At 66.4% G+C, this 24,207-nt stretch carries 27 protein-coding genes and 1 other RNA gene; 18 read left to right on the top strand and 10 right to left on the bottom strand.

Features of this window, described 5'->3' with window-relative positions; translation table 11 throughout:
- Positions 1–8 precede the first annotated feature (8 nt).
- The 7 genes from FJU11_RS09440 (at position 9) to FJU11_RS09410 (ending at position 7,354) form a co-directional block, all read left to right on the top strand.
- Positions 9–1,262, top strand: coding sequence for an ABC transporter substrate-binding protein (locus FJU11_RS09440; protein ID WP_141166796.1), 1,254 nt, complete (start codon positions 9–11; stop codon positions 1,260–1,262).
- Between the two features lie 140 nt (positions 1,263–1,402).
- A complete protein-coding gene (locus FJU11_RS09435) occupies positions 1,403–2,269 on the top strand; it encodes a carbohydrate ABC transporter permease (RefSeq protein ID WP_407946698.1) in 867 nt (288 codons plus the stop codon).
- Positions 2,270–2,272: 3 nt separating this feature from the next.
- Positions 2,273–3,106, top strand: coding sequence for a carbohydrate ABC transporter permease (locus FJU11_RS09430; protein WP_141166794.1), 834 nt, complete (start codon positions 2,273–2,275; stop codon positions 3,104–3,106).
- A 2-nt stretch (positions 3,107–3,108) separates the two neighbouring features.
- The gene (locus tag FJU11_RS09425) at positions 3,109–4,860 is read left to right on the top strand and encodes an IlvD/Edd family dehydratase (protein ID WP_141166793.1); all 1,752 of its coding nucleotides are present in this window, start codon (positions 3,109–3,111) and stop codon (positions 4,858–4,860) included.
- Between the two features lie 13 nt (positions 4,861–4,873).
- Complete coding sequence (locus FJU11_RS09420) at positions 4,874–5,677, top strand: HpcH/HpaI aldolase family protein (protein WP_141166792.1); 804 nt, start codon at positions 4,874–4,876, stop codon at positions 5,675–5,677.
- An 8-nt stretch (positions 5,678–5,685) separates the two neighbouring features.
- Positions 5,686–6,576, top strand: a complete 891-nt coding sequence (locus FJU11_RS09415; protein WP_141166791.1) for an SMP-30/gluconolactonase/LRE family protein — start codon at positions 5,686–5,688, stop codon at positions 6,574–6,576.
- Between the two features lie 13 nt (positions 6,577–6,589).
- Positions 6,590–7,354 (top strand): SDR family NAD(P)-dependent oxidoreductase, encoded by a 765-nt coding sequence (locus FJU11_RS09410; RefSeq protein WP_141166790.1) that lies wholly within the window; start codon positions 6,590–6,592, stop codon positions 7,352–7,354.
- A gap of 52 nt (positions 7,355–7,406) precedes the next feature.
- On the opposite strand, the gene FJU11_RS09405 is transcribed toward FJU11_RS09410, so the two are convergent.
- The 3 genes from FJU11_RS09405 to ffs form a co-directional block, all read right to left on the bottom strand.
- The gene (locus tag FJU11_RS09405) at positions 7,407–7,730 is read right to left on the bottom strand and encodes a YbaB/EbfC family nucleoid-associated protein (RefSeq protein WP_141166789.1); all 324 of its coding nucleotides are present in this window, start codon (positions 7,728–7,730) and stop codon (positions 7,407–7,409) included.
- A gap of 41 nt (positions 7,731–7,771) precedes the next feature.
- Positions 7,772–9,787 (bottom strand): DNA polymerase III subunit gamma/tau, encoded by a 2,016-nt coding sequence (locus tag FJU11_RS09400; RefSeq protein WP_235890964.1) that lies wholly within the window; start codon positions 9,785–9,787, stop codon positions 7,772–7,774.
- A 165-nt stretch (positions 9,788–9,952) separates the two neighbouring features.
- Positions 9,953–10,050: signal recognition particle sRNA small type (ffs, locus tag FJU11_RS09395), an RNA gene on the bottom strand.
- Between the two features lie 93 nt (positions 10,051–10,143).
- On the opposite strand from ffs, the gene FJU11_RS09390 reads away from it, so the two are divergent.
- The 4 genes from FJU11_RS09390 (at position 10,144) to FJU11_RS09375 (ending at position 12,445) form a co-directional block, all read left to right on the top strand.
- Positions 10,144–10,551 carry an HIT family protein gene (locus FJU11_RS09390; RefSeq protein WP_141166788.1) on the top strand — a complete coding sequence of 136 codons (408 nt, stop codon included), beginning with the start codon at positions 10,144–10,146 and terminating at the stop codon, positions 10,549–10,551.
- 4 nt (positions 10,552–10,555) lie between these two features.
- A complete protein-coding gene (nudC, locus tag FJU11_RS09385; RefSeq protein ID WP_141166787.1) occupies positions 10,556–11,515 on the top strand; it encodes an NAD(+) diphosphatase in 960 nt (319 codons plus the stop codon).
- A gap of 182 nt (positions 11,516–11,697) precedes the next feature.
- On the top strand, positions 11,698–12,129 hold the full coding sequence (locus FJU11_RS09380) for an Hsp20 family protein (protein ID WP_141166786.1): 432 nt from the start codon (positions 11,698–11,700) through the stop codon (positions 12,127–12,129).
- 55 nt (positions 12,130–12,184) lie between these two features.
- The gene (locus FJU11_RS09375) at positions 12,185–12,445 is read left to right on the top strand and encodes a BQ00720 family protein (RefSeq protein ID WP_141166843.1); all 261 of its coding nucleotides are present in this window, start codon (positions 12,185–12,187) and stop codon (positions 12,443–12,445) included.
- 260 nt (positions 12,446–12,705) lie between these two features.
- Here FJU11_RS09375 and ptsN read toward each other — a convergent pair whose 3' ends face one another.
- The 6 genes from ptsN to lptC form a co-directional block, all read right to left on the bottom strand.
- Positions 12,706–13,170, bottom strand: a complete 465-nt coding sequence (gene ptsN, locus FJU11_RS09370; protein ID WP_141166785.1) for a PTS IIA-like nitrogen regulatory protein PtsN — start codon at positions 13,168–13,170, stop codon at positions 12,706–12,708.
- Positions 13,171–13,247: 77 nt separating this feature from the next.
- Entirely contained in the window at positions 13,248–13,826 is a 579-nt protein-coding gene (gene hpf / locus FJU11_RS09365; RefSeq protein ID WP_141166784.1) for a ribosome hibernation-promoting factor, HPF/YfiA family, read from the bottom strand.
- 237 nt (positions 13,827–14,063) lie between these two features.
- Positions 14,064–15,509, bottom strand: a complete 1,446-nt coding sequence (gene rpoN / locus FJU11_RS09360) for an RNA polymerase factor sigma-54 (RefSeq protein ID WP_141166783.1) — start codon at positions 15,507–15,509, stop codon at positions 14,064–14,066.
- A gap of 152 nt (positions 15,510–15,661) precedes the next feature.
- Positions 15,662–16,423: an LPS export ABC transporter ATP-binding protein gene (lptB, locus tag FJU11_RS09355; protein ID WP_141166842.1), complete on the bottom strand. Its 762-nt coding sequence runs from the start codon at positions 16,421–16,423 to the stop codon at positions 15,662–15,664.
- A gap of 68 nt (positions 16,424–16,491) precedes the next feature.
- A complete protein-coding gene (locus FJU11_RS09350; protein WP_235890963.1) occupies positions 16,492–17,130 on the bottom strand; it encodes an LptA/OstA family protein in 639 nt (212 codons plus the stop codon).
- Positions 17,127–17,822 carry an LPS export ABC transporter periplasmic protein LptC gene (gene lptC / locus FJU11_RS09345; RefSeq protein ID WP_141166782.1) on the bottom strand — a complete coding sequence of 232 codons (696 nt, stop codon included), beginning with the start codon at positions 17,820–17,822 and terminating at the stop codon, positions 17,127–17,129. Before lptC ends, FJU11_RS09350 begins: the two co-directional genes overlap by 4 nt.
- A gap of 194 nt (positions 17,823–18,016) precedes the next feature.
- Between lptC and sppA the strand changes: the two genes are divergently transcribed.
- The 3 genes from sppA to FJU11_RS09330 all read left to right on the top strand — a co-directional run bounded on the left by sppA (position 18,017) and on the right by FJU11_RS09330 (position 19,880).
- Entirely contained in the window at positions 18,017–18,991 is a 975-nt protein-coding gene (sppA, locus tag FJU11_RS09340) for a signal peptide peptidase SppA (RefSeq protein WP_235890962.1), read from the top strand.
- Between the two features lie 10 nt (positions 18,992–19,001).
- Complete coding sequence (locus tag FJU11_RS09335) at positions 19,002–19,295, top strand: integration host factor subunit beta (RefSeq protein WP_141166780.1); 294 nt, start codon at positions 19,002–19,004, stop codon at positions 19,293–19,295.
- Positions 19,296–19,514: 219 nt separating this feature from the next.
- Entirely contained in the window at positions 19,515–19,880 is a 366-nt protein-coding gene (locus tag FJU11_RS09330; RefSeq protein WP_141166779.1) for a DUF1049 domain-containing protein, read from the top strand.
- A 116-nt stretch (positions 19,881–19,996) separates the two neighbouring features.
- Here FJU11_RS09330 and FJU11_RS09325 read toward each other — a convergent pair whose 3' ends face one another.
- Positions 19,997–20,458, bottom strand: a complete 462-nt coding sequence (locus tag FJU11_RS09325) for a CoxG family protein (protein WP_141166778.1) — start codon at positions 20,456–20,458, stop codon at positions 19,997–19,999.
- Between the two features lie 118 nt (positions 20,459–20,576).
- On the opposite strand from FJU11_RS09325, the gene FJU11_RS09320 reads away from it, so the two are divergent.
- From FJU11_RS09320 to acuI, 4 genes are all read left to right on the top strand, one after another.
- On the top strand, positions 20,577–21,674 hold the full coding sequence (locus FJU11_RS09320) for a class I SAM-dependent methyltransferase (protein WP_407946693.1): 1,098 nt from the start codon (positions 20,577–20,579) through the stop codon (positions 21,672–21,674).
- On the top strand, positions 21,671–22,528 hold the full coding sequence (locus FJU11_RS09315; protein ID WP_141166776.1) for a TrmH family RNA methyltransferase: 858 nt from the start codon (positions 21,671–21,673) through the stop codon (positions 22,526–22,528). The genes FJU11_RS09320 and FJU11_RS09315 overlap by 4 nt, the downstream gene beginning before the upstream one ends.
- Positions 22,525–23,034, top strand: coding sequence for a signal peptidase II (gene lspA / locus FJU11_RS09310; protein WP_181408124.1), 510 nt, complete (start codon positions 22,525–22,527; stop codon positions 23,032–23,034). The genes FJU11_RS09315 and lspA overlap by 4 nt, the downstream gene beginning before the upstream one ends.
- A gap of 118 nt (positions 23,035–23,152) precedes the next feature.
- A complete protein-coding gene (acuI, locus tag FJU11_RS09305) occupies positions 23,153–24,148 on the top strand; it encodes an acrylyl-CoA reductase (NADPH) (protein WP_141166774.1) in 996 nt (331 codons plus the stop codon).
- Positions 24,149–24,207 lie beyond the last annotated feature (59 nt).

Raw genomic sequence — 24,207 nt, 5'->3', positions numbered from 1 at the left:
GGAAGACGATGAAATACGGGAAGACGGTTCTACTGGCGCTTGCGGGCGCCGTTTCGATGCTGCCGTTGCAGAACGCATCGGCGGAAACGCTGCATGTCTTCATGCACAGCTACGACATGAACCTGTGGCAGGCGGTCTTCGACAAGTACGAGGCGAGCCACAAGGGCATCGACATCAAGGTGACGGTCGGCGGCAACACCTCCGAGCAGCAGGCGCAGTACCTGAACACCCAGATGAGCGCCAAGGATTCGACCCTCGACATCATCAATCTCGACGTGGTGCGGCCCGCCCAGTTCGCGGCGGCGAAGTGGATCATGCCGCTGAACGACGATCTGGACGGCGGGACGAAGTATCTGGACCGATACCTTTCGGCCTATTCGAAGGCGAACGTCATCGACGGCGAGGTCGCCGCACTCCCTTCGCGCGCCGACGCCATGATGCTGTTCTACCGCAAGGACCTCCTGAAGAAGTACGATATCGATCCGCCCAAGACCTGGAGCGAGCTTTCCGCCGACGCCAAGAAGATCCAGAAGCAGGAGGGAGGCGACCTGCAGGGCCTGTCCTTCCAGGGCGCGGCGATCGAGGGTGCGGTCTGCACCTTCCTGCTGCCCTACTGGAGCACCGGCCACACCCTCGTCGACAAGGACGGCAAGCTGACCTTCGACATGGACGCGGCGGTCGATTCGCTGAAACTGTGGAAGGGCTTCGTCGACGACGGCGTCGCGCCGAAGAACGTCGCCGAGATCGCCACCGACGACACGCGCCAGGATTTCCAGCGCGGCGCGGCGATCTTCGCGGTCGAATGGCCGTATGCCTGGAACCATTTCCAGAACGACGCCGACACGGCGGTCAAGGACAAGGTCGGCATCGTTGCCCTGCCCGCGGTCGAGGGCGGCAAGTCCGCCACCTGCCTCGGCGGCTGGCAGTGGGGCGTGTCGGCCTATTCCAACCACAAGAAGGACGCCGTCGAACTGACGAAGTATCTCGCGAGCCGCGAGGTCTCGAAATACATCGCGATCCACGGTTCGCTGCTGCCGACCTTCGAAGACCTCTATACCGATGCCGACGTGACGAAGGCGGTGCCGTGGTTCGCGGACCTCCTGCCGGTCGTCCAGTCCGCGCATGCGCGGCCGGTGACGCCGCGCTACAACGAGGTCTCGAACGCCATCCGCACGACGGTGAACGCGGTTCTGGCCGGCCAGACCAGCCCGGAACAGGGTGCGAGCCAGATGCAGGCCCGCCTGCAGCGTATCCTGCGGTGACACGGCATTCCCTTTAACCTGCAAGACCCTCCGCGTCGTCGCGGAGGGTCGTATCGGCAAGGCGGGTCATGAGCCAGGCAGTTGCAGACCGACAGGAGACGGAAGAGCGCCAGACGGTCGGCGGCCGCTTCGCGCGCCTCATGGACATGGGCGACGGGGCGCTCGCCTTCTGGCTCCTGCTTCCCACGGCCGTGCTCCTGCTCGCGATCATCGTCTATCCGGTCTGCCGGCTGATCTATACGAGCTTCCTCAGCCTTTCGCTGACCTCCGGTCTGCCGGCGAGCTTCGCCGGCCTTCAGAACTATCGCGACATGTTCGCAGATCCGGTCTTCTGGTCGTCGTTCTGGAACACGGTCATCATCACGGTCGTCACGGTGCCGGGCGCGCTCGTCGTCGGCATGGCGCTGGCGCTGATCGCCAACATTCCCTTTCGCCAGCGCTGGGCGTTCCGGCTCGCGCTGCTCGTGCCCTGGGCGCTGCCGCTCGCGTTCTGCGGCCTGATCTTCGCGTGGTTCTTCCAGTCGGACTACGGCATCGTCAACGACGTGCTGCGCCGCCTCGGCCTGCCGACGGTAATCTGGTTCAATTCCTACGCCTGGGCGACGGTCGCGATCTGCCTTACCACGATCTGGAAGACCTCGTCCTTCATGGCGCTGATCATCCTGGCCGGATTGCAGACGATCCCGCGCTCGCTCTACGAGGCGGCCGAGATCGACGGTGCGGGGCGGGTCCGGCAGTTCTTCGAGATCACTCTGCCGCTTTTGAGGCCGGCGATCGCCGTCGCGCTGATCTTCCGGACCATCACCGCCCTTCAGACCTTCGACATTCCCTACACCATGACGCGTGGCGGGCCGGGCACCTCGACGGTGACGCTCGCCATGTATATCCGCCAGAACACCGTCGATTTCCTCGACCTCGGCTACGGATCGGCGCTTGCCGTCGCCATGTTCGCGCTCTCGATGATCGTGACGGTCTTCTATCTGCGCATGATCCGGCGGGGAGCGTAAGCCATGCGTTTCGATCTCCTGAGCGGAAAGCCGCTGCGCATCATCGCCGGCGTCATCCTCCTGTTCAACGGCTTCTTTCCGGCGCTGTGGATCGTCTTCACCTCGCTCAAGACCGAGAGCGAGCTTCGGGTTACGCCCATCCACTACCTGCCGACGGATCCGACGCTCGCGAACTACGTCAGGGCCTTCACGAACCAGCCGCTGCTGCTCTACCTCTTCAATTCGCTCTTCATCGCCGTCTGCTCGACCGCTCTGACGCTGTTCGTCGCGACGCTCGCCGCCTACGCGCTCGCGCGGCTTCGGCTGCGGTTTCGCGGGCTCATCCTGTCGGTCATCATCGCGGTCTCGACCTTTCCGCTGGTCACGCTGCTCGTGCCGCTCTTCCAGATGATGCGCTCGCTCGGCCTGTTGAACAGCTACCTGGCGCTGATCCTGCCCTATACGGTGCTCAGCGTTCCGGTCTGCACGCTGGTGCTCGTATCCTTCTTCGACGGCATCCCGCGCGACCTCGAAAGCGCGGCGATGGTCGACGGCTGCACGCGGATCGGCGCGCTGTTCAAGATCGTCGTTCCGCTTTCGGCGCCCGGCGTCTTCACTGCCGGTATCCTCGCCTTCGTCAACGCATGGGACGAGTTCCTGCTGGCGCTGTCGCTGAATTCGAGCCCGACCTTCCGGACGCTGCCGGTCGGCATTACCCTCTATCAGGGCGAGTTCACGTTTCCATGGCCGACCATCTCGGCGGCCCTCGTCGTCGGTATCGTGCCCGTGGCGATCCTGATCATGATCTTCCAGGAAAGGGTGGTCTCCGGCCTGACGACCGGCGGCATCAAGGGATAATGATGAATAACCCCGCAGACCGGCCCCGCAAGCGCCTCGAAGACCTGCGCAGCCGGCGCTGGTACGCTTCTGCCGACATTCGCGGCTTCGCCCATCGCCAGCGCACCCAGCAGATGGGGCTGCGGCGCGAGGAGTTCATGGACAAGCCGGTGATCGGCATCGTCAACACATGGAGCGAGATGAGCCCGTGCCACGCGCACCTGCGCGACCGTGCCGAAGCGGTGAAACGCGGCGTCTGGCAGGCCGGCGGCTATCCCGTCGAACTGCCGGCCCTTTCGGTCGGCGAGGTGATGGTGAAGCCGACGACGATGCTCTACCGCAACCTGCTCGCCATGGAGACGGAAGAGCTCCTGCGCTCGCATCCGATCGACGGCGCGGTCCTGCTCGGCGGTTGCGACAAGTCCACGCCCGGCCTTCTCATGGGCGCGATCAGCATGGGTCTGCCGGCGATCTTCTGCCCCGCCGGGCCGATGGCGAACGGACACTGGCGCGGCACGAAGACGGGTGCGGGCACCCACACCAAGAAATACTGGGAGGAACTGCGCCTCGGCCGCATTACGCCTCAGGACTGGGTCGACCTCGAAAGCCGCATGACGCGTACGGCGGGAACCTGCAACACCATGGGCACGGCCTCGACCATGACGTCGATCGTCGACGCGATGGGCATGACGATCACCGGAGCGTCCTCGATCCCGGCGACCGATTCCGGCCATGCCCGCATGGCATCGCTCGCCGGCGAACGGGCGGTGGCGATGGTCTGGGAAGACCTGAAGCCAGCCGACATCCTCGGTCGCGCCGCGTTCATGAACGGCCTCGCGGTCTACATGGCGCTCGGCGGGTCGAGCAACGCGGCGATCCACCTGCTCGCCCTTGCCGGGCGCGCCGGCGTCGATCTCGACCTCGAGACCATGGCGGAGGTGTCGCGGCGCATTCCCGTTCTCGCCAATCTCTTCCCGTCGGGAAATTGCCTGATGGAAGATTTCTTCTTCGCCGGCGGGCTCAAGGCCCTGCTCGTGAAGCTGCGTGCGCATCTCGATCTCTCCGCGCCGACGGTGGAAGGCCGCTCGCTCGAAGATGCGCTCGCCGGCACCGAATGCTGGGACGACGATGTCGTTCGGTCGATGGACGATCCGGTCGTTCCGCTTTCGAAGGGGCGTACGCTGGTGCTCCTCAAGGGCAACCTCGCGCCGGACGGGGCGATCATGAAGTCCTCCGCGGGCGAACCGGAACTGCTGCGTCACGAAGGCCCGGCCCTCGTCTTCGACGGTCCGCAAGACTTTCGGGCCCGCATCGACGCGCCGGATCTGAAGGTTTCGGCCGATACCGTCCTCGTCCTGCGCGGTGCCGGTCCCGTCGGGGCGCCCGGCATGCCCGAATGGGGCAATCTGCAGATTCCGAAGAAGCTGCAGGAAAGAGGCGTCACCGACATGGTGCGCATCTGCGACGGCCGCATGAGCGGCACGCATTACGGGACCTGCATCCTGCATGTCGCGCCGGAAGCCGCCGTCGGCGGTCCGCTCGCCCTGCTTCGAACCGGCGACACCGTGCGCCTCGACGCGGAGGCGGGAACGCTCGACATGCTGGTCGACGACGACGAGATCGAACGCCGGCGCGCGCAATGGCGCAAGCCCGAACCGCGTTACACGCGGTCGTTCGTCACGCTTTACCAGGCGCACGTCACGCAGGCCGATCGTGGCTGCGACTTCGACTTTCTCATGGGTACCGCGCCGGTGCCGGAACCGGAAATCTTCTGAAGGATCCCAATCGATGAATGCGACCGCCAATCCCTTCAAGGCCTGGTTCGCCGGGCGCGACACCGTCCCGCTCGGCACGTGGCTGATGGCGGCCGCGCCGACGACCGCCGAGGCTCTCGGCCATGCCGGCTTCGATTTCGTCGTCGTCGACATGGAGCATGTGCCCATCGAGGTCGCCGATCTCGCGCACATCCTGCGGGCGGTCGGCACGACGCCGGCCGAGCCCCTCGTCCGTCTCGCCTGGAACGATCAGGTCCTCGTCAAGCGCGTGCTCGATGCCGGCGCGCAGACGATCATGCTGCCTTTCGTGCAGACGGTCGAGGAAGCGCGGGCGGCGGCGAGCTTCGCGAAATATCCCCCCGTCGGCGTTCGCGGCGTGGCGGCGGTCCATCGCGCCTCGCGTTTCGGCGCGGCTGCGGACTATCTCAAGCAGGCCAACGAGGAAACCTGCGTCATCGTCCAGCTCGAGACGCCGGAGGCCGTCGATCTCCTGGAAGAGATCGCCGCGTTGCCGGGGATCGACGCCGTCTTCGTGGGGCCTGGCGATCTCGCCGCCTCGATGGGCCATATCGGCGAGATCGGTCATCCCGACGTCCAGGCCAAGATCGAGGAAGCGGCGAAGCGGGCAGCCGAGGTCGGTACGCCGATCGGCATCGTCGGGCCCAATCCGGAGATGGTCCGCCGTTTCCAGCACTACGGCTACACCTTCACCGCCATCGCCTCGGACGTCGCGATGATGACGGGCCGCGCACGGGAATGGCTCGCCGACCTGCGCGGGAAAGAGGAAGCCCCGAGCGTTTCCGGCGCGGCGTATTGACGAAGTCGATGGCGAACGAAGCGACCTTCTCGCTGGTGCTCGACGCCGGTTGCCGGCTCGGCGAATGTCCGGTCTGGGACGCCGAGGACGAGGCGCTGTGGTTTACCGACATTTCCGGCATGGCGCTCCACCGCTACGAGCCGGAAACCGGTGCGCACCACAGCGTCGAGTGCGACGAGGAGGTCGGATGCTTCGCGCCGACGGCCGATGGGCGTCTGCTTGCCGCGACGCGCTCGGGCCTGTGGTTCATGGACCGGGACGGCCGGAAGCTCGAACGCCTCGCCGAAAATCCGGAGGATCATGCCGCGAGCCGGTTCAACGACGGCGGAACCGATCCGCGCGGACGCTTCTGGCTCGGGACGATCGACGAGCGCCGCCGGGGCAGCGCCCGTCTCTACCGCTACGATTCCCGTGGCCTTTCGATGATCGAGGCCGGGCTGATGACCTCGAACGGCGTTGCCTTCTCGCCGGACGGCAGCCTCATGTATCACGCCGATACGCCGCGCTTCACGATCTACCGCTACGCCTACGATGCCGAAACCGGCACCGCCGGCGACCGGCAGGTCTTCGCCCGCCTCGACAAGGACAGCGACGACCGTGCCAGGCCGGACGGAGCCGCCGTCGACGCCGAGGGATGCTACTGGACGGCGCTCTTCGACGGCGCCCGTGTGCGTCGCTACGCGCCCGACGGCACGGTGCTCGCCGAATATCCGGTCGCCGCCCGGCGGCCGACCATGCCTGCGTTCGGTGGGCCGGACATGAAGACGCTGTTCGTGACGAGCGCGCGCGGTCGCGGTTCGCGCGCCGAGACCGGCGGTCACTCGCAGGCCGGCGGCCTGTTCGCCATGCGTGTCGACGTACCGGGTATCGCGCGTGCCCGCTTCGATCCCGAAATCTGACGGAGGTTTGCCCGTGTCCGGTCCCTTCGAAAGCGTATCCTACGCCTCGCTCGCCGAACGCACGGTCCTCGTCACCGGCGGAGCCTCCGGCATCGGCGCGGAGATCGTGCGCGCCTTCGCCGCCCAGAAATCACGCGTCACCTTTCTCGATATCGACACGGACGCCGGCGAGGCGCTCGCCGCCGAAACGGGCGCGCGCTTCATGCGATGCGACCTGACGGACATCGCCGCGTTGCGTGCCTCGGTCGAAGAGATCGAGGCGCAGACGCAAGGCATCGACGTTCTGATCAACAACGCCGGCAACGACGACCGCCACGACGTATGGCGCGTCGAGCCGGAAAGCTGGCGGCACACGCTCGCGCTCAACCTCGACCATCAGTTCTTCGCGACCCAGGCCGTCGCGCGCTTCATGCGCGAGCGCGGCAGCGGTTCGATCGTGCTTCTCGGTTCGGTCGGCTGGATGCGCGGACGGACGAACCGCGTCGGCTACACGACGGCGAAGGCGGCGATCAACGGGATGAACCGGACGCTCGCCCGCGAGTTCGGCGCCGACGGCATCCGCGTCAACTGCATCGTGCCGGGCGCCATCCGCACCGAGCGGCAGGAACGGCTGTGGCTGACGCCCGAAAGCGAACGGGAGTTCATCGACCTGCAGGCGCTGAAGATCCGCCTCGACGGCACGCACGTCGCCCGCATGGCCCTGTTCCTCGGCTCGGCCGAAAGCGCAGGCTGCACCGGCGCGAACTTCGTCGTCGACGCCGGCCTGACCCAGAACTGACGATCGAAACCCGACGCGACGCCGGACCGGATCAATTCGGCGGGACGGTTCTCTAGAACGGAAGCTTCATGCCGGGCGGGATGGGCAGGCCTTCGGTCAGCTTCTTCGTCTTTTCTTCCATCAGCGCCTCTGCCTTGGCCTTGGCGTCGTTGTGGGCGGCGACGATCAGGTCTTCGAGCACTTCCTGCTCTTCGTCCTTGAAGAGGCTCGGATCGAGCTTCAGGCCGAGCATCTGGCCCTTGCCGGAAAGGCGCACGGTCACGAGGCCGCCGCCGGCCGTTCCCTCGACCTCGGCCGCGGCGATCTCCTCCTGCAGGGTGCCCATCTTCTCCTGCATTTCCTTGAACTTGCCCATCATGCCCATCATGTCGCGCATGCCTGTGTCTCCGCTGGTTGGGATCGTATCGTCGGGTGGCGTCAGTCCGCCTCGTCGGTGTCGTCGGGTGCTTCGGGAAGAATGTTGCCGGCGTCCGGTTCGCTGTCCGTCAGCTCGTCGGCACCGGCGGCGATGCGCACGTCGGTGATCCGCGCGCCGGGAAAGCGCTCGAGGATCGCGGCGATGTCCGGATCGCTCGCCGCGTCGGTAACGCGGGCCTCGCGGTCGGCCGCTTCGGTTTCCATCATCGTCGGCGCGGTGGCTTCGCGGCTGAGCGTGATCATCCAGCGCTCGCCGGTCCACGCCTCGAGCTTCTTCTTCAGGTCGCCGAGGAGCGATTTCGGCGCATCTTCCGTCAGCCCCACTTCCAGGCGCCCATCGCCAATGCGGCCGAGGCGCAGGGACTTGCGGATATGCACCTTGGTGGTGATGTCGCGGTGCTTTTCGGCAAGTGCCGCAAGGTCGGCGAGGCTGCGCAGCGCCGGGCGCTTCGGCTCGGGCGCGGCTTCCGGTGCGCTCGAAGGCTTCGCCGCTTCGGCTTCCGGCTCGGCCGAACCACGTTCCATCGGTTCGGGGGAAAGCGCGCGCGCGGCCTGACTGCCGGTTCCGGATGCGGCCATTCTGGCGGGCGGCGTGTCGATCGCCCGCGGAGCTTGCGGCGACCGAGCGCTCGGCGTCGTCTCCTTCGGCTCGTTCGTTCGACCCGCCAACGCGTCTTCGCGCGTCGCCGGTGCGGACTGGGCCGGCGCCGGTTCACGGGGCTCGCGCGGGGTCGGGGCCGACGCGGCATCCGGTTCCCGGGGCGTCGGCGCAGGTGCGCTCGCCGGATCGTCGGCGAGTTCGCCGACGCGGCGCGCGACGGCTTCCGGCGAGGGCAGGCTTGCGGCATGGGCCAGCCGGATCAGCACCATCTCGCCGGCGCCGAGCGGCCGGCTCGCCGTCTCCGTCTCGTCGATCCCCTTGAGCAGCATCTGCCACATGCGTGAAAGGGCGGAGGTCGAAAGGCGCTCGGCCATGTCGACTGCCCCGGTGCGCTCGGCTTCGCTGAGGGCGGGATCCTCGACGGCGGAAGCCACGAACTTCAGGCGCGTGACGAGGTGGGTGAAGTCGGCGAGGTCCGTCAGGATCGCCGTCGGTGCCGCGCCTCCGTCATACTGCTCGCGGAACTCGGCAAGGGCTGCCGAAACGTCGCCGCCGGCAAGCTTCGCGAAGAGGTCGACGATACGCGAGCGGTCGGCGACACCGAGCATGCCGCGCACGCTCGCGGCCTCGATCGCGCTGCCTTCGTGGGCGATCGCCTGGTCGAGCAACGAGAGCGCGTCGCGTGCCGAGCCTTCCGCGGCACGCGCGATCATCGTCAGCGACTCCTCGTCGATGCCGACATGCTCCTTCGCCGCCACCGCGCGCAGATGCGAGACGAGGAGCCCGGCATCGATGCGCCGAAGGTCGAAGCGCTGACAGCGCGAGAGCACCGTGATCGGCACCTTGCGGATCTCGGTGGTCGCGAAGATGAACTTGACGTGTTCCGGGGGCTCCTCGAGCGTCTTCAACAGGCCGTTGAAGGCCTGGTTGGAGAGCATGTGGACCTCGTCGATGATGTAGACCTTGTAGCGCGCGGAAACCGGCCGGTAGCGCACCTGCTCGATGATCTCGCGGATGTCGTCGATGCCCGTGTGGGACGCCGCGTCCATCTCGATGACGTCGACATGGCGGCCCTCCATGATCGCGCGGCAATGCTCGCCGGGCTCGCCGAGATCGATCGTCGGACGGTCGACCGTCGCCGTCTCGTAGTTCAGCGCGCGGGCGAGAATGCGCGCGGTGGTCGTCTTGCCGACACCACGCACGCCCGTCAGCATGTAGGCCTGGGCAAGGCGGCCGGTCTCGAAAGCGTTGGTGAGGGTGCGCACCATCGGCGCCTGGCCGATGAGGTCGGTGAAGTCGCGCGGGCGATACTTGCGGGCGAGCACGCGGTGGCCGGTCCCGCCGTCCTCCGGCCGTCCCGGGGCGATCCCGTCCGGCTGATCTTCGCCGCTTCTGTCTGCCTGCATTTCGTCCATGTTCGCCGCCGTCGCCATATCCTGCCGATGAACGCTCCGGGTGAACGCTTCCGGCGACGAGAATGGGCCGGCGGCGCGGGCCGCGTCAACGCGCGGATGATGCCGGCTTCGCGATTCCGGTCCTGTCGATCCCTGGCCGTAGCGGCTTCGGCGCCTTAGCGCCGGGTGGGAGGCTGGCACAGTGACCCGTGCCGAAACTCGTTGGGGCTGCTTCCTTCCGGACCTGACCCGGTTGGCGAGTGGCCCGTCCACCGCCAACCTCCCGACCGCTCGATATCGGAACTTGCCCGGCGAATGCAAGCCGGCGTCTTCAAAAACTGCTATGGCGAAGGTGGGACACGACGGAGGAGATGGCCATGAGCGACGATTTCATTCTCGATACCCGGCTCGCAGGCGATACCTTTCCGATCAAGGGCCTCGGCCTGAGTGCGGTGCGGCTGATGGACGATGCGCGCTGGCCGTGGCTCGTTCTCGTGCCGCAGCGGGCGGGGATCGGCGAACTCTTCGAGCTGCCGCCGCTCGACCAGACGTCGCTGACCTACGAGATCGCCGCCGTTTCCGCCGCGCTGAAGCGGCTCACCGCCTGTACGAAGATCAATGTCGGTGCGCTCGGCAACGTCGTTCGCCAGCTCCACGTGCATGTGGTCGCCCGAAACGAGGGCGATCCGGCCTGGCCTGGCCCGGTCTGGGGCGTCGGCACGGCGCGTCGCTACGACGACGAGGCACGTCGGGCCTTGATCGCCGCGCTGCGCGATGCTTTGTGAGCGTATGGTCCGATCGATCTTCGATTCTCCCGCTTCCCATGGCGAAGCCAGTACGCGCGTCGCCTTCGCGCACAACCGTCTCGACCGCCAATCGGAAGACCGTCCGGACGACGCTGCCGAACGGGCGCTTTCGCATCCCGGGGCGCGTGCCTTCGCGATCGGCCGTGCCTGCGCCGTCCTTGCCGACGAGGGCGAACCGAAAGCGCTCTTCTCACTGGCGGAACTGGCGCCGCTCTCGGCCGAACCCGGCGAGGCCGTGCTGCTCGGCTACGAGGCGGACGGCGCTCCGAGGCTGGCCGTACCCGTACCCTTCGAGCGCGACGGCGCACCCGACGCTTTCGAGGCGATCGATCTCCGCACGATCTACACCACCGGCCGGTTGTCCGGCGAACGTCTCGGAGAGCTCGCGCAGGCGACCAGCCTCGTGACCTGGAACCGTTCGGCCCGCTTCTGCGGCCATTGCGGCGCGCCGACGCACAAGCGGGCCGGCGGCTATCGCCGCGAATGCTCGGCCTGTGGCACGAGCGTCTTCCCGCGTACCGATCCGGTCGTCATCATGCTCGTCGTGGACGAGGCGCGCGACCGTTGCCTGCTTGGTCGTTCGCCGCATTTCCGGCCCGGCATGTATTCCTGCCTCGCCGGCTTCCTCGAACCCGGCGAGACCGTCGAGGATGCCGTACGCCGCGAAACGATGGAGGAATCGGGCATCGCGGTCGCGCGCGTGCGCTACCATGCCAGCCAGCCCTGGCCGATGCCGCATACGCTGATGATCGGCCTTTACGGCGAAGCCGCAAGCGGCGAGATAAGCCATGCGACGAGCGAACTCGAGGATTGTCGCTGGTTCGCGCGCGAGGAAACGGCCGCGATGCTCGATCGCGCCGTCGACGAGGGAACGGCCGGCCCGCCGGACGGCGCCATCGCCAACCGGCTGATGCGCGACTGGATCGACTGGCCGCATGGCTGAAACGCTTTCTTTCCGGAGCTCGATCACCGCTTCGCGCGTTCCGAAAAGCTGAAGTCTCGCTTCCGTATAGGCCGCTTGCGGGTGGCTTGCGGGAACGATCGGCGGACCCCATATATCCGAATGGTCGGGTGCCTCTTCTTCGGGCCCGGCACGTAGGGTCGCTGGAACAGGACTTGACGCGGATGAACCGTATGGCGCCGTTTTCGAGCCCGCTGCTGCTGGGTTTCGATACGATGGAAAAGACGCTCGAGCGCATTGCCAAGAGCAATGATGGCTATCCGCCCTACAACATCGAGCGGATCCGGCCTCGGGCAGACGGCGTTTCGGAAGACAGGCTGAGGATCACGCTCGCGGTCGCCGGTTTCGGCGAGGACGATCTCGAAGTGACCGCCGAGGAAGGCCAGCTCGTCATTCGAGGGCGCCGGAGCGAGCCGGACGAGCGCGAATATCTCCATCGGGGGATTGCCGCGCGTCAGTTCCAGCGTAGTTTCGTTCTAGCGGAAGGCATGCAGGTGAAGGGTGCAAGTCTGAAGAACGGCCTGTTATCGGTCGATCTCGTCCGTCCCGAACCGCAACGCATGATCAAGAAAATTAACATTTCCGTCCGAGACTGAGACTTTCGATCCGGACTCGACGTATTCCTGCCTTGAAAGGAGGGAACTCGACATGATGATCCTGGCCAACGATACGAAGACGGACGTCAGCGAAAGCGAACTCGCCCACCTCGGCGAAGGCGAAGTCGGCTACATCCGCCAGATGCGCTCGGAAGACATCACGGAACGTTTCCCCGGCGCGCCCGAGCTCGATCCAGGACAGGAACTGTGGGCGCTCTTCAGTGCCGACGGCACGCCCATCCTCGTCAGCGACGACCGCACCAGCGCGTTCCACAAGGCGCAGGAGAACGACCTTTACACGGTCAGCCTTCACTGAGGTATCGGCGTTCGAGCGGGTGACACGACGCACCTGAAAGTCCGGCACGATCGCCCGCCGGAGATAGGATCCTTACGGGAATCCCACCGGCTTCGTGTGAGAAACCCTCGAACTTTCCTTCACCATGACGCCATCCCGACGCGACGCCGTCTTCCGTGGAACACGCTCGAGAAGAACGCAGGTCAAGGTCCTCGTGCGTGTCGATCTCGATGCCGCGTGAGCGCGGCGTCGCCAGCGCTTCCGTATGAACCTGAAAGGCTCTACGCGGCGTTCGACGAGGGCGAGCCGGCGAGGATCGTGTAGATCGCCGAGGCCGAGGTCGAAGCTCTCAGCTTCTCCACCACATCCGCGTCCCGTAGGACCCGCGCGATACGTGAGAGCGCCTTCAGGTGGTCCGCCCCCGCCCCTTCCGGTGCGAGCAGCAGGAACACGAGATCGACCGGCATGTCGTCGAGCGATTCGAAGTCGACCGGGTTTTCGAGCCGGGCGAACACGCCGACGATGGTGTCGAGGCTCGAAAGCTTGCCATGGGGGATGGCGATGCCGTTGCCGACCCCCGTCGAGCCGAGCCGTTCGCGCTGCAGGATGACGTCGAAGATCTCGCGCTCGGGCAGCTCGGTCACCTTCGCGGCCCGCTCGGCGATCTCCTGCAGGAGTTGCTTCTTCGAATTGGCTTTCAGCGCGGGCATGACCGCGTCCTGGGCAAGCAGATCCGCCAGAGCCATGGTTGATCGTCCTCGTATGGGCTTTCGGTGCACGGGCTGGGTGAGCGAAATCGCTCGCGGCTTTCGGGAAGGCAGGCTCAGGATGCGAGCCCGGCCGTGTCGATCCAGCCGATGTGGCCGTCGGCGCGGCGGTAGACGATGTTCAGCGTCTTCGTGCCGGCATTGGTGAAGACCGTGAGCGGCTCGTCCGTCAGGTCGAGCGCCATGACCGCGCCGGCCACCGTCATCGTGCGAACCTGAAGCGCCTGCTCGGCGACGACCGTCGGCGCGTAGTCGACGGGGACCTCTTCGTCCTCGCCCGGCGCCGTTTCCATCGTGCGGTCGGCGAGTTGCGCGAACGCCACGCCTTCGCCCTCGTGCAGGTGATGGTCCTTCAGCCGGCGCTTGTAGCGCCGCAGGCGCTTCTCGATGCGTTCGGCGGCCATGTCGAAGGAGGCCTGCGGGTCCTGCGCCTTGCCGGTGGCGTGCAGGGTGACGCCCGTATCGAGGTGCAGGCGGCAATCCGCGTCGAAGCGCGAGCCTTCCTTCTCGACGGTCACCTGACCGCCATAGCCACCGTCGAAGTACTTGCCGATCGCGCCGGCGATGGCATCCTCGATCCGGTTACGGAACGCCTCGCCGATTTCCATGTGTTTCCCCGAAACGCGGACGCTCATGGAGGATCCCTCTTTCCCTGCGAAACGCACCGTTTCAATCTACATGCGGGTCTGCGACCCGTTCAAGGATTTCGCGACGCACATCCGGCCGATGCCGGGGCCATATCACGTCTTCTCGCGCCCGGCGCTACCGGCGCGGCCCGGTTGACGGCGGCTTCTACGCGCCGTTTGGCACCCTGTCAACGCGCGGCCCGAACGCCGAGGCGGTCGGCCGGCTCGTGCCCGTCCGTCGCGCGCTCATCGTTCGGCGGCACGCGCGAGCGCCTTCTTCTCGCGCCGGCGCGTCACGGAGGAGGGAATATTCATCGCCTCCCGGTACTTGGCGACGGTGCGCCTGGCGATGTCGATGCCTTCCGCGCGCAGCGTTTGCACGATCGCGTCGTCGGAAAGGACGCCGTCGGGCGTTTCCGCCCCGGTCATGGCGCGGATGCGGTGGCGCACGGTTTCGGCGGAATGGCCGTCGCCCCCGTCGGAAGCGGGAATCGAGACCGTGAAGAAATATTTGAGCTCGAACACCCCGCGCGGGGTCATCATGTACTTGTTCGCGGTCACGCGGCTGACGGTCGATTCGTGCATGCCGATCGCCTGTGCCACAGTGCGCAGATTGAGTGGACGCAGATGGGCGACGCCGTCGAGCAGGAAGCGGTCCTGCAGGCGGACGATCTCGCGCGCGACCTTGAGGATGGTGCGGGCGCGCTGGTCGAGGCTGCGGGTGAGCCATGTCGCGTTCTGCATGCATTCGTCGAGGAACGCCCGGCCCTCGCATCCGCGGGGAACGGCGTCAGCGACACGGGTGTAGTAGATCTGGTCGACCAGCACGGCGGGCAGCGTCTCGGGGTTGAGTTCCACGTGCCAGCCGCCGTCGGGCGCCGGCGAAACGTCGACGTCCGGCACGATCGAGGGCGACGCGCCGCCGTCGAAGCGGCTGCCGGGCTTGGGATCGAGCGCACGAATCTCGGCGTGCATGTCGACGAGATCGGCTTCGTCGACGCCGCAAAGCCGTCGCAAGGCGGCGAAATCGCGCCTGGCGAGCAGCGCGAGATTGGCAAGCAGGGTACGCATCGCCGGATCGAGCCGGTTGCGCTGGGCGAGCTGAAGCGACAGGCATTCGCCGAGCGAGCGCGCGAAGACGCCGGCCGGTTCGAGATCCTGAAGCCGGGCGAGCACGCTGTCGACCATGGTCGTCGTTACGCCGAGCCGCTCGGCGAGATCTTCCGCCTCCGCTCCGACATAGCCGTTCGCGTCGAGCGATCCGAGAAGCTCGCCGGCCACGATACGCTCTTCGCGGGCGAAGGCGCACATGGCGATCTGGCGAGCGAGATGGTCGTGCAGGCTTTCCGCGCGGGCGCCGAACGCTTCGATGTCGCCGCCCTGGTCGCCACGCTCGCCGATGCGCTGGCGAAGCGTTCCAGATCCTCCGCCGCCGGTCGGATGCGACTTAATGGACGGTGCATCCGCGCCGGGCCCGGGCACGGCCGTCGCCGTCTCCTCGTCGTGTCGCTCGCCGGCGCCGTCGCCCGGTCTGGGCGCGTCGCACAGCAGCGGATTACGCTCGACCTCTTCCTCGACGAAACGCAGGAGATCGCCGTGCGGCAGCTGCAGGAGCCGGATGGACTGCATAAGCTGCGGCGTCATGACCAGGGACTGGCTCTGACGCAGCTGTAGCCGCGCTCCTAAGGCCATAACCGACGCAAAACTCCTGTTCGCCCCCGAGCGGAGCAGCACGAACGTTCCGGCTGCCGACCCGTCGCATACGCTGGCGCGACGAGTTGGCCCGAAAATTGCCTTTTTTCACGAAACGGTCAAGCGCGAGCGTCGCGCGCATGGAAATACCCTTAAAGGGTGAACTGTTCGCCGAGATAGAGCCGGCGGACGTCCGGATTGGCGACGACTTCGTCCGCGCGTCCATGCGTCAGCACCTGGCCGGCGTGGATGATGTAGGCCCGGTCGATGAGGCCGAGCGTCTCGCGCACGTTGTGATCGGTGATGAGCACGCCGATGCCGCGGCGCGTCAGATGGCGAACGAGGTTCTGGATGTCCGATACGGCGATCGGATCGACGCCGGCGAAGGGTTCGTCGAGCAGCATGAAGGTCGGATCGCTGGCAAGCGCACGGGCGATCTCGAGCCGACGCCGCTCGCCGCCCGAAAGCGAGATCGCCGCCGCCTTGCGCAGATGCGCGATGTGGAACTCCTCGAGCAACTCGTTGAGCGTCTCCTCGCGCTTCTTGCGGTTCTTTTCCACGACTTCGAGCACGGCGCGGATATTGGCCTCGACGCTCAGGCCCCGGAAGATCGAGGCTTCCTGCGGCAGGTAGCCGACACCGAGGCGCGCACGGCGATACATCGGCAGCGATGTGACATCGTGCCCGTCGATGTCGATGGAGCCCTCGTCGACGGGCACGAGCCCGGTGATCATGTAGAAGCAGGTCGTCTTGCCGGCGCCGTTCGGACCGAGAAGGCCGACGGCCTCGCCCCGGCGCACGCCGAGCGACACTCCGTCGACGACGCGCCGCGACTTGAAGCTCTTCACGAGGCCGCGCGCGATCAGCGTGCCCTCGAAGCGGGATTCACCGGTCGCCGCGCCGCCAGCCTGCATGTTCGGCTGGGCAGCGGACCGGGAAGGGGTGTCGAGCGTATCGTTCAAGCCGTCGTGTCCCCTCGGGCCTACTTGCTCGACTTCTGCGACTTGGGATCGAGCTTGATCATCACCCGCTTGCCGCAACTGTCGAGGTTCGCCTCGTTCGTGTCCGTGTGTACGGTCAGCTTGCAGCCGATGAACACGTTCTTGCCCTGCGTCAGCACCACGCGGTCGCCCGAAAGCACCAGCAGCTTGTTCGGCAGGTTGTAGGTGCCCTGATCGGCCGTCGCCTGCTGGTCGTCGGACTTCACGAAGACCTTGTCGGAAACGTCGATCTGCTGGATCTGGCTGTTGCCGCCGGCGATGCTGCCGTCTCCGGCGTAATGCACGAGCATCTTGCCGGCGCGAAGCTGGGTCGTGCCCTGATCGACCTGCACGTTGCCGGTGAAGGTGGCGATCTTGTTCTGCTCGCTGATCTGCAGGGCGTCGCTCTCGATCTGGATCGGCTTGTCGTTGGAGATCGAAAGGCCCTTCATCTCGCCGGGCTTGGCCGATTGAGCGGAGGTCTGCGCCGACCCTTGCGAGGCCCCCCGGGACGTGCCCTGAGACGCCCCCGTCGATTGAGCGTATGCGGGAACGGCGGCAAAAAGGCCGACGGCGGCTGCGACCGATACCAGCCGCGCGAGGCGCACGACGTCGCGTGCGGAAAGCATCTCGTTGGTCATTTCGTCTCTTCGGTCTTCGTAGGGGCTTTTTCCGGTCCGGCTTCGACGGCGGAAGGATTGACGGTCATCTTCACGTGATCGTTGAATTCCATGGTCTTGCCGTTATCGCGCATTCGCAGGGAGCGCGCAACGATATCGCCGTTGACCGTGGTGATCTGGACGTCGTCGTCGCTCGTCAGCTGTCCCGCGCCGACGTCGAAGCGCGCGCTCTTCAAGGTGGCGCTGGTTCCGCTGTCCGTGCTCACCTGGAACGGATTGTCGAAGACGATGACGTTGTTCTTGCGGTCGTAGATGGCGCTCTTGGCGTTGATATCGGCGAACTTGCCGTTGCCGAGCGGAAGGGAGGCCTTGATCGCCTCCAGGCGCACATGGCTCGTATCCTTGAGATCCTGAATGGCGCGCCGTGCCGTCAGCTTGTACATGGCGCCGTCCTTGTTCTCGCCGGTCAGCACCGGGTCGTTCATGACGAGCTTGCCGTTTTCGAGCGTCGTTCGATCGACGGAGAAGCCGTCCGGCAGGGCGGCATTGAAGATCGATGCCCAGAAGAAGCCGGCTAGAACCATGACCGACAGCAGCGGACAGGTGAACTTCAGCATGCGGACGAAGCGCGAATGGCGCACGGCACGCCGGTATTCCCGGCGCGAGCGCTGCACGTACTGACTGCCGCCGATGCGGCTGGACGATGACGGCATGCCGTTTCCCGCTGCTTCGCGTTCCGCGTGTGTTCAAAACTGCGTGTCATGCAAATAAGACGCGACGGTGGCGTTGGAAAGAGCCTTGTGCGAACCGGTCGCCCCGCGCGATAGTGCCGCACTGTCAAAGCGGCGAAAAACCGGGCCACGGGGGACCGTGCGCGACGGGAACGCGCGAAGGGGAGATTCGGCTTTTGGATCCGCTTGCCATCGCGAACCGGCGCCGACTGCGGCGCAAGCTCGCCTTCTGGCGCGTCGTCGCGCTCGTGGCCGTCGCACTCGTCGTGGTGGCGATCGACTACTCGCTCCGCCCGGCCGATCCGGGCTTCGACCGGCCCCATGTCGCCTCGGTCTCGCTGAGCGGCGTGGTGACCGACGACGAGGACCTCGTCGCACGGCTGGACCGCATCGCCGACGATCCGCATGTCGCGGCGCTCGTGCTCGAGGTCAACTCGCCGGGCGGGACGACCTATGGGGGCCAGGCGATCTATCAGGCGGTGCGCCGCGTGGCGGTCAAGAAGCCGGTCGTCTCCGACATCCGCTCGCTCGGCGCCTCGGCGGCCTACATGGTGGCCGTCGCCGGCGATCACGTCGTCGCCGAGCGCACCTCCATCGTCGGCTCGATCGGCGTGCTCTTCCAGTATCCGCAGGTCTCCGGCCTACTCGATACGCTCGGCGTCGACGTCGAGGAGATCAAGTCGGCACCGCTCAAGGCCGAGCCTTCGCCCTTTCATCCGGCGAGCGACGACGCGAAGGCGATGATCCGTTCGATGATCGACGATACCTACGCCTGGTTCGTCGACCTCGTCGCCGAGCGCCGCGGCATGTCGCACGACAAGGCGAAGGCGCTTGCCGACGGCAGCGTCTTCACGGGCGGCCAGGCGGTGAAGAACGGCCTCGTCGACGAACTCGGCGGCGAACGCGCTGCCCGCGCGTGGCTGACAACGAAGGGGGTCGACGCCAGCCTGCCCACGCTCGAATGGAAGGCCAGGGACCGCGGCGGCTGGGGACTCTTCGGCCGTGCCGGGCTCGGCCTTGCCAAAACGTTTGCGAGCCAGCTTTCGGGTCCGGCGAGCGAGCTGGCGGCTTCCCTCTTCGACCGGCCGCCCTTTCTTGACGGTATGGTTTCCCTTTGGCAGTTTGACGGCCGAGCATCCCTGACCCGATAGGAAGAAGCCCGTGATCAAGTCGGAACTCGTGCAGATCGTCGGGGCGCGCAATCCGCACCTCTACCACCGCGACGTGGAAAACATCGTCAACGCCATTCTCGACGAGATCAGCGATGCGCTGGCCGAGGGCAATCGCGTGGAACTGCGCGGTTTCGGCGCCTTTTCGGTCAAGAACCGTCCTTCGCGGTCGGGGCGCAACCCGCGCACCGGCGAGACCGTCTTCGTCGACGAGAAGTGGGTGCCCTTCTTCAAGACCGGCAAGGAACTGCGCGAGCGCCTCAATCCCGATCAGCGCGTCGAGTAGAGCATTTCCAAAGCCGGACTGATCCGCTCCGGCGTCGGCGCATCGCCGTACCCGCGGCCGATCGACCTGTCTCTTCCGACGAGGGCGTCCGTGCCTTTTCAAATGCCGGCCGGCGCGGTAGATGCCTCTGGCGCACAAGTAGCATTGGAATGCCGCAAGCGCTTTCGAGGCCGAGCGAGCCGGCTGGAAGAAACGGGCTGCGAAGGAGCATAGGAAGGCATGCGCAAGACCATCAAGACCGTGATCTTCGTGCCGGTGGCCATCATTCTCATCGTGCTTTCGGTGGCCAACCGAAACGACGTGACGCTGGCGCTGAACCCGTTCAATCCGCACGATCGCGTGCTCTCGCTGACCGGCCCCTTCTTCCTCTTTCTCTTCGCTGCGCTCCTGATCGGCATCATCTGCGGCTCCTTCGCGACATGGCTTCGCCAGGGCAAGTACCGCAAGAAGGCGCGCACGGAGACGCTGGAGGCCACGCGCTGGCAGGCCGAGGCGGAAAAGCAAAAGCGCGAGCGTTCTTCGCAAGACGGCCGCGACAAGCCGCAGACCGGCGAAGGTCGCAGCGTCGCGACGCTGCACCACTGACGAAAAGGCTCGCCGAGCCTGGAGCGCTCCGCGACCTCGATCGGCTCGGTTCCTGCGCTCCGTCTCCCGGTTTGCGCATCGTTCGCGACGCCGGGCTGGATCAGCCCGGCCGGGCTCTAGGAAGCTGCGGCTTCCTTCTTGCCGGTCACGACATCGTTGAAGTTCGAGAAGAACTGGCCGGCGAGTTTCTTCGAGGTCGAATCGATCAGCCGCGAACCCATCTGGGCGAGCTTGCCGCCGACCTGCGCCTTCACCGCGTAGGACAGCAGCGTATGGTCGCCGTCGGGCGTGAGCGTCACGTCGGCGCTGCCCTTGGCAAAACCCGCGATGCCGCCATTCCCCTCGCCGACGATCGTGTAGCTTTCCGGCGGGTTGATGTTCTGGAGCGTGACGTTGCCGTTGAAGGTCGCGTTCACCGGCCCGATCTTCACCTTCACCTTGGCGGCAAAGGCATTGTCGTCGGTCTTTTCCAGCGACTGGCATCCGGGGATCGACTGGCGCAGGACGTCCGGATCGTTCAGCGCTTCCCACACGGTATCACGCGGCGCCTCGATGCGCTCTTCACCGTTCATGTCCATGGCCGTCCTCCCTCGTTGGAATGGTTGCGCGGACTATCGCAATCGCGAATGCCTTTGCCAAGGCCGTCAAATGTTCTATTGCCTCGCCCATCGGCGAAATGCGCATGAAGGCGGTGCTTTGATCGTGCCGGACAAGCGACGAAAATTCCGCTCCCGGCACGAGCAGCCGCAGCGTGCGAAGGCATCGCACGGCGGCCGTCCGGCAACGGCGCGTGCGCCGCGGGCCGGCAACGGTACGGGCACGGCGACGGCACCGGCGGAGATACCCCCGCAGCCGGCAAAGCGTTCGGGGGCGAGGCCGGAGGAGCGTGTACCGCTCGTGCTCGAAACGGCGAACGAGGCCGGCTATGCGCTGATCGACAGCGGCGCCGGCGAAAAGCTCGAACGCTACGGCGATCTGCGGGTCGTGCGCCCGGAGGCGCAGGCGCTTTGGCCGAAGGCGCTCGGCGAGGATGCCTGGGCTTCGGCCGATGCCGTCTTCACCGGCGATACGGAAGAGGAAGGCATGGGCCGCTGGCGCTTTCCGAAGGGCGCGCTCGGCGAAACCTGGCCGATGCGTCTTCTCGACGTCGACTTCAACGGCCGTTTCACCGCCTTTCGCCATGTCGGCGTCTTTCCCGAGCAGGCCGTGCACTGGGCCTTCATGCGCGAAGCGATCCGCAACGCCGGTCGGCCGGTCAAGGTGCTGAACCTCTTCGGCTATACCGGCGTCGCATCGCTGGTCGCTGCGGCAGCGGGCGCGCAGGTGACCCATATCGACGCCTCGAAGAAGGCGATCGGATGGGCGCGTGAAAACCAGGCGCTTGCCGGCCTTCAGGAACGGCCGATCCGCTGGATCTGCGAGGACGCCATGAAGTTCATCGCCCGTGAGCGGCGCCGCGGCAGCCGCTACGACATCGTGCTGACCGACCCGCCGAAATTCGGCCGCGGACCGGGCGGCGAGGTCTGGCAGCTCTTCGACCATCTGCCGACGATGCTCGATACCGCCCGCGACCTCCTCAGCGAAAGTCCGCTCGCCCTCGTTCTGACTGCCTATTCGATCCGCGCCTCCTTCTATTCCATGCACGAACTCATGCGCGAGACGATGCGCGGGGCCGGCGGCTGCGTCGAATCGGGCGAACTCATCATCCGCGAGACGGGGGAGGCCGGTGAAACCGGCGATACGCCGGGGCGCGCGCTTTCCACTTCCCTCTTTTCGCGCTGGGTGCCGGCATGAGCCGCGAACCGCGCGAACGACAGCCCCGCGTCGGCCAGGTCAAGGAGGTGACGAGCCTCGCCAACCCCATCGTCAAGGACATTCGCGCGCTCGCCCAGAAGAAGCACCGCGACGCGTCCGGCACGTTCCTCGCCGAAGGGCTGAAACTCGTCATCGAGGCGCTGGAACTCGGATGGCGGCTCAAGACGCTCGTCTACGCCAAGGCGGTGCGCGGCCGCCCCGAGGTCGAAAAGGTCGCCGCGCGCGCCGTCGCACATGGCGGGCTCGTTCTCGAGGCGAGCGAGAAGGTTGTCGCCGCCATCGCCCGGCGCGACAATCCGCAGATGGTCATGGGCGTCTTCGAACAGCGTCTGACGTCGCTTGCCGAAATCCGTCCGGCGAAGGACGAGACATGGCTTGCCCTCGACCGGGTGCGCGATCCGGGCAATCTCGGCACGATCGTGCGCACGGCGGATGCGGCAGGCGTTCGCGGCGTCATCCTCGTCGGCGAGTGCACCGATCCCTTTTCGCTGGAGACGGTGCGCGCCACCATGGGCTCGATCTTCGTCGTGCCGCTCGTGCGCACGACGCCCGAGGCGTTTGTCGCATGGCAGCGCACGAGCGGGGCAGCGCTCGTGGGCACCCATCTCGAAGGCGCGATCGACTATCGCACGATCGCCTATTCGGACCGTCCCGTCGTCCTCCTGATGGGCAACGAACAGGCCGGCCTTCCCGAAGAGCTCGCAAAAGCATGCGACCGGCTCGCACGGATCCCGCAGGCCGGCCGGGCCGATTCGCTCAATCTCGCGGTCGCGACCGGCGTCATGGTCTACGAGGCGCGCCGCCATCTGCTCGCTCTCGGGGAGGGTTCGTGAGAAGGTCCGTTCTTTCGAGACCCGCTCCGCTTGCCGGCGTGATCGTGCTCGCCGTCGCGCTCGACCAGCTCGTCAAATGGCTCGTCGAAACGCATCTGCCCTTCCATCGCCCCGTCGATGTGCTGCCGATGCTGAGCCTCTTTCGCACCTACAACAGCGGCATCGCCTTTTCCTTCCTGTCGGGTGCCGGCATCGGCGTACTGTTGGTCCTGACCTTCTGCGTCATCGCCTTCGTGCTCTATCTCTGGCGGCGCACGGAAAGCCGGCGCTGGCTTTCCCATCTCGGCTATGCCCTCATTGTCGGCGGCGCGATCGGCAATCTGATCGACCGGGCCCTGCTCGGCCACGTGGTCGACTACGTGCTCGTCCATACCGAAAACTACGCCTTCGCCGTCTTCAACCTCGCCGACAGCTTCATCACCGTCGGCGCATGCGCCGTCCTCATCGACGAGCTTCTCGGCATGCGCCGCGATCGCCGGGCGCAAGCCGAAGATCCGCACGATTGACGTAGAGGGTCGACCGGTACGATCGCGGGGTTCATTGACGGGCGCATGGGCGCCGGTGCAGCCTGAGGGCAAGGGTTCGACGAAACGCCGGCGTCAAGCCGCCATCTGGAGAGATTTCATGCAGGAGCCGTTCAGGGCGATCTGGATTACGCGCGACGAAGACAAGAAGCAGTCCGTCGAGGTTCGCGAGGTCGCACTCGACGACCTCATGGAAGGCGACACCGTCGTCGAGGTCGAGGCGACGACCGTCAACTACAAGGACGGGCTGGCGATCACCGGCGCCTCGCCGGTCGTGCGCCGCTTTCCCATGGTGCCGGGCATCGATTGCGCCGGCACCGTCGTTGCATGCGAAAGCGACCGGTTCCAGCCGGGCGACCGCGTCATCCTCAACGGCTTCGGCGTCGGCGAGACGCATACCGGCGCGTTCGCACGCTACGCGCGCTTGAAGAGCGACTGGCTGATCGCACTGCCCGAAGCGCTTTCGCCGCTCCAGGCGATGGCGGTCGGTACGGCCGGCTACACCGCGATGCTGTGCGTCATGGCGCTCGAAAACCACGGGATCACGCCCGAGCGCGGACCCGTCGTCGTCACCGGTGCCAATGGCGGCGTCGGCACCGTCGCGATCGCGCTCCTCGCCAGGCTCGGCTACGAGGTCGTGGCTTCGACGGGGCGCACGAACGAAGCCGATTTCCTGAAAGGTCTCGGCGCGGCCGAGATCATCCACCGCGACGAGCTTTCCGGTCCCGCACGTCCGCTCGCCAAGGAGCGCTTCGCCGGCGGCGTCGACGCGGCCGGCAGCCACACGCTCGCCAACATCCTTTCCATGACGCAATACGGCGGCGCCGTCGCCGCCTGCGGTCTGGCGCAGGGCATGGACCTGCCGGGAAGCGTCGCGCCGTTCATCCTGCGCGGCGTCTCGCTGCTCGGCGTCGATTCCGTCAATGCCCCGCTCGCCCTTCGCCGTCAGGCATGGGCACGCATCGTGCGCGACCTCGACATCAAGAAGCTCGACGCGCTTTCGACGACGATCGGCTTCGACGGCATCCTCGATACGGCACGCTCCATCCTCGCCGGTGAGGTGCGCGGTCGCGTCGTCGTCGACATGAACCGGTAGGCGACCCGAAACGGGACGTTCCTTCGCCGGTCGATCGGTGCGTGGAAGGGATTTCGAAA

The sequence above is a fragment of the Pararhizobium mangrovi genome, from assembly GCF_006516965.1.
GTDB lineage: Bacteria > Pseudomonadota > Alphaproteobacteria > Rhizobiales > Rhizobiaceae > Pararhizobium_B > Pararhizobium_B mangrovi.
This window is presented reverse-complemented; position numbering and strand designations above follow the sequence as displayed.

What these genes read in the sequence shown, in the direction of transcription:
- FJU11_RS09440 (WP_141166796.1), top strand. Translation starts at nt 9, where the DNA reads ATGAAATACGGGAAGACGGTTCTACTGGCGCTTGCGGGCGCCGTTTCG.
- FJU11_RS09435 (WP_407946698.1), top strand. Translation starts at nt 1,403, where the DNA reads ATGGACATGGGCGACGGGGCGCTCGCCTTCTGGCTCCTGCTTCCCACG.
- FJU11_RS09430 (WP_141166794.1), top strand. Translation starts at nt 2,273, where the DNA reads ATGCGTTTCGATCTCCTGAGCGGAAAGCCGCTGCGCATCATCGCCGGC.
- FJU11_RS09425 (WP_141166793.1), top strand. Translation starts at nt 3,109, where the DNA reads ATGAATAACCCCGCAGACCGGCCCCGCAAGCGCCTCGAAGACCTGCGC.
- FJU11_RS09420 (WP_141166792.1), top strand. Translation starts at nt 4,874, where the DNA reads ATGAATGCGACCGCCAATCCCTTCAAGGCCTGGTTCGCCGGGCGCGAC.
- FJU11_RS09415 (WP_141166791.1), top strand. Translation starts at nt 5,686, where the DNA reads ATGGCGAACGAAGCGACCTTCTCGCTGGTGCTCGACGCCGGTTGCCGG.
- FJU11_RS09405 (WP_141166789.1), bottom strand. Translation starts at nt 7,730, where the DNA reads ATGCGCGACATGATGGGCATGATGGGCAAGTTCAAGGAAATGCAGGAG.
- FJU11_RS09400 (WP_235890964.1), bottom strand. Translation starts at nt 9,787, where the DNA reads ATGGACGAAATGCAGGCAGACAGAAGCGGCGAAGATCAGCCGGACGGG.
- FJU11_RS09390 (WP_141166788.1), top strand. Translation starts at nt 10,144, where the DNA reads ATGAGCGACGATTTCATTCTCGATACCCGGCTCGCAGGCGATACCTTT.
- nudC (WP_141166787.1), top strand. Translation starts at nt 10,556, where the DNA reads ATGGTCCGATCGATCTTCGATTCTCCCGCTTCCCATGGCGAAGCCAGT.
- FJU11_RS09380 (WP_141166786.1), top strand. Translation starts at nt 11,698, where the DNA reads ATGAACCGTATGGCGCCGTTTTCGAGCCCGCTGCTGCTGGGTTTCGAT.
- FJU11_RS09375 (WP_141166843.1), top strand. Translation starts at nt 12,185, where the DNA reads ATGATCCTGGCCAACGATACGAAGACGGACGTCAGCGAAAGCGAACTC.
- ptsN (WP_141166785.1), bottom strand. Translation starts at nt 13,170, where the DNA reads ATGGCTCTGGCGGATCTGCTTGCCCAGGACGCGGTCATGCCCGCGCTG.
- hpf (WP_141166784.1), bottom strand. Translation starts at nt 13,826, where the DNA reads ATGAGCGTCCGCGTTTCGGGGAAACACATGGAAATCGGCGAGGCGTTC.
- rpoN (WP_141166783.1), bottom strand. Translation starts at nt 15,509, where the DNA reads ATGGCCTTAGGAGCGCGGCTACAGCTGCGTCAGAGCCAGTCCCTGGTC.
- lptB (WP_141166842.1), bottom strand. Translation starts at nt 16,423, where the DNA reads ATGCAGGCTGGCGGCGCGGCGACCGGTGAATCCCGCTTCGAGGGCACG.
- FJU11_RS09350 (WP_235890963.1), bottom strand. Translation starts at nt 17,130, where the DNA reads ATGACCAACGAGATGCTTTCCGCACGCGACGTCGTGCGCCTCGCGCGG.
- lptC (WP_141166782.1), bottom strand. Translation starts at nt 17,822, where the DNA reads ATGCCGTCATCGTCCAGCCGCATCGGCGGCAGTCAGTACGTGCAGCGC.
- FJU11_RS09330 (WP_141166779.1), top strand. Translation starts at nt 19,515, where the DNA reads ATGCGCAAGACCATCAAGACCGTGATCTTCGTGCCGGTGGCCATCATT.
- FJU11_RS09325 (WP_141166778.1), bottom strand. Translation starts at nt 20,458, where the DNA reads ATGGACATGAACGGTGAAGAGCGCATCGAGGCGCCGCGTGATACCGTG.
- FJU11_RS09315 (WP_141166776.1), top strand. Translation starts at nt 21,671, where the DNA reads ATGAGCCGCGAACCGCGCGAACGACAGCCCCGCGTCGGCCAGGTCAAG.
- acuI (WP_141166774.1), top strand. Translation starts at nt 23,153, where the DNA reads ATGCAGGAGCCGTTCAGGGCGATCTGGATTACGCGCGACGAAGACAAG.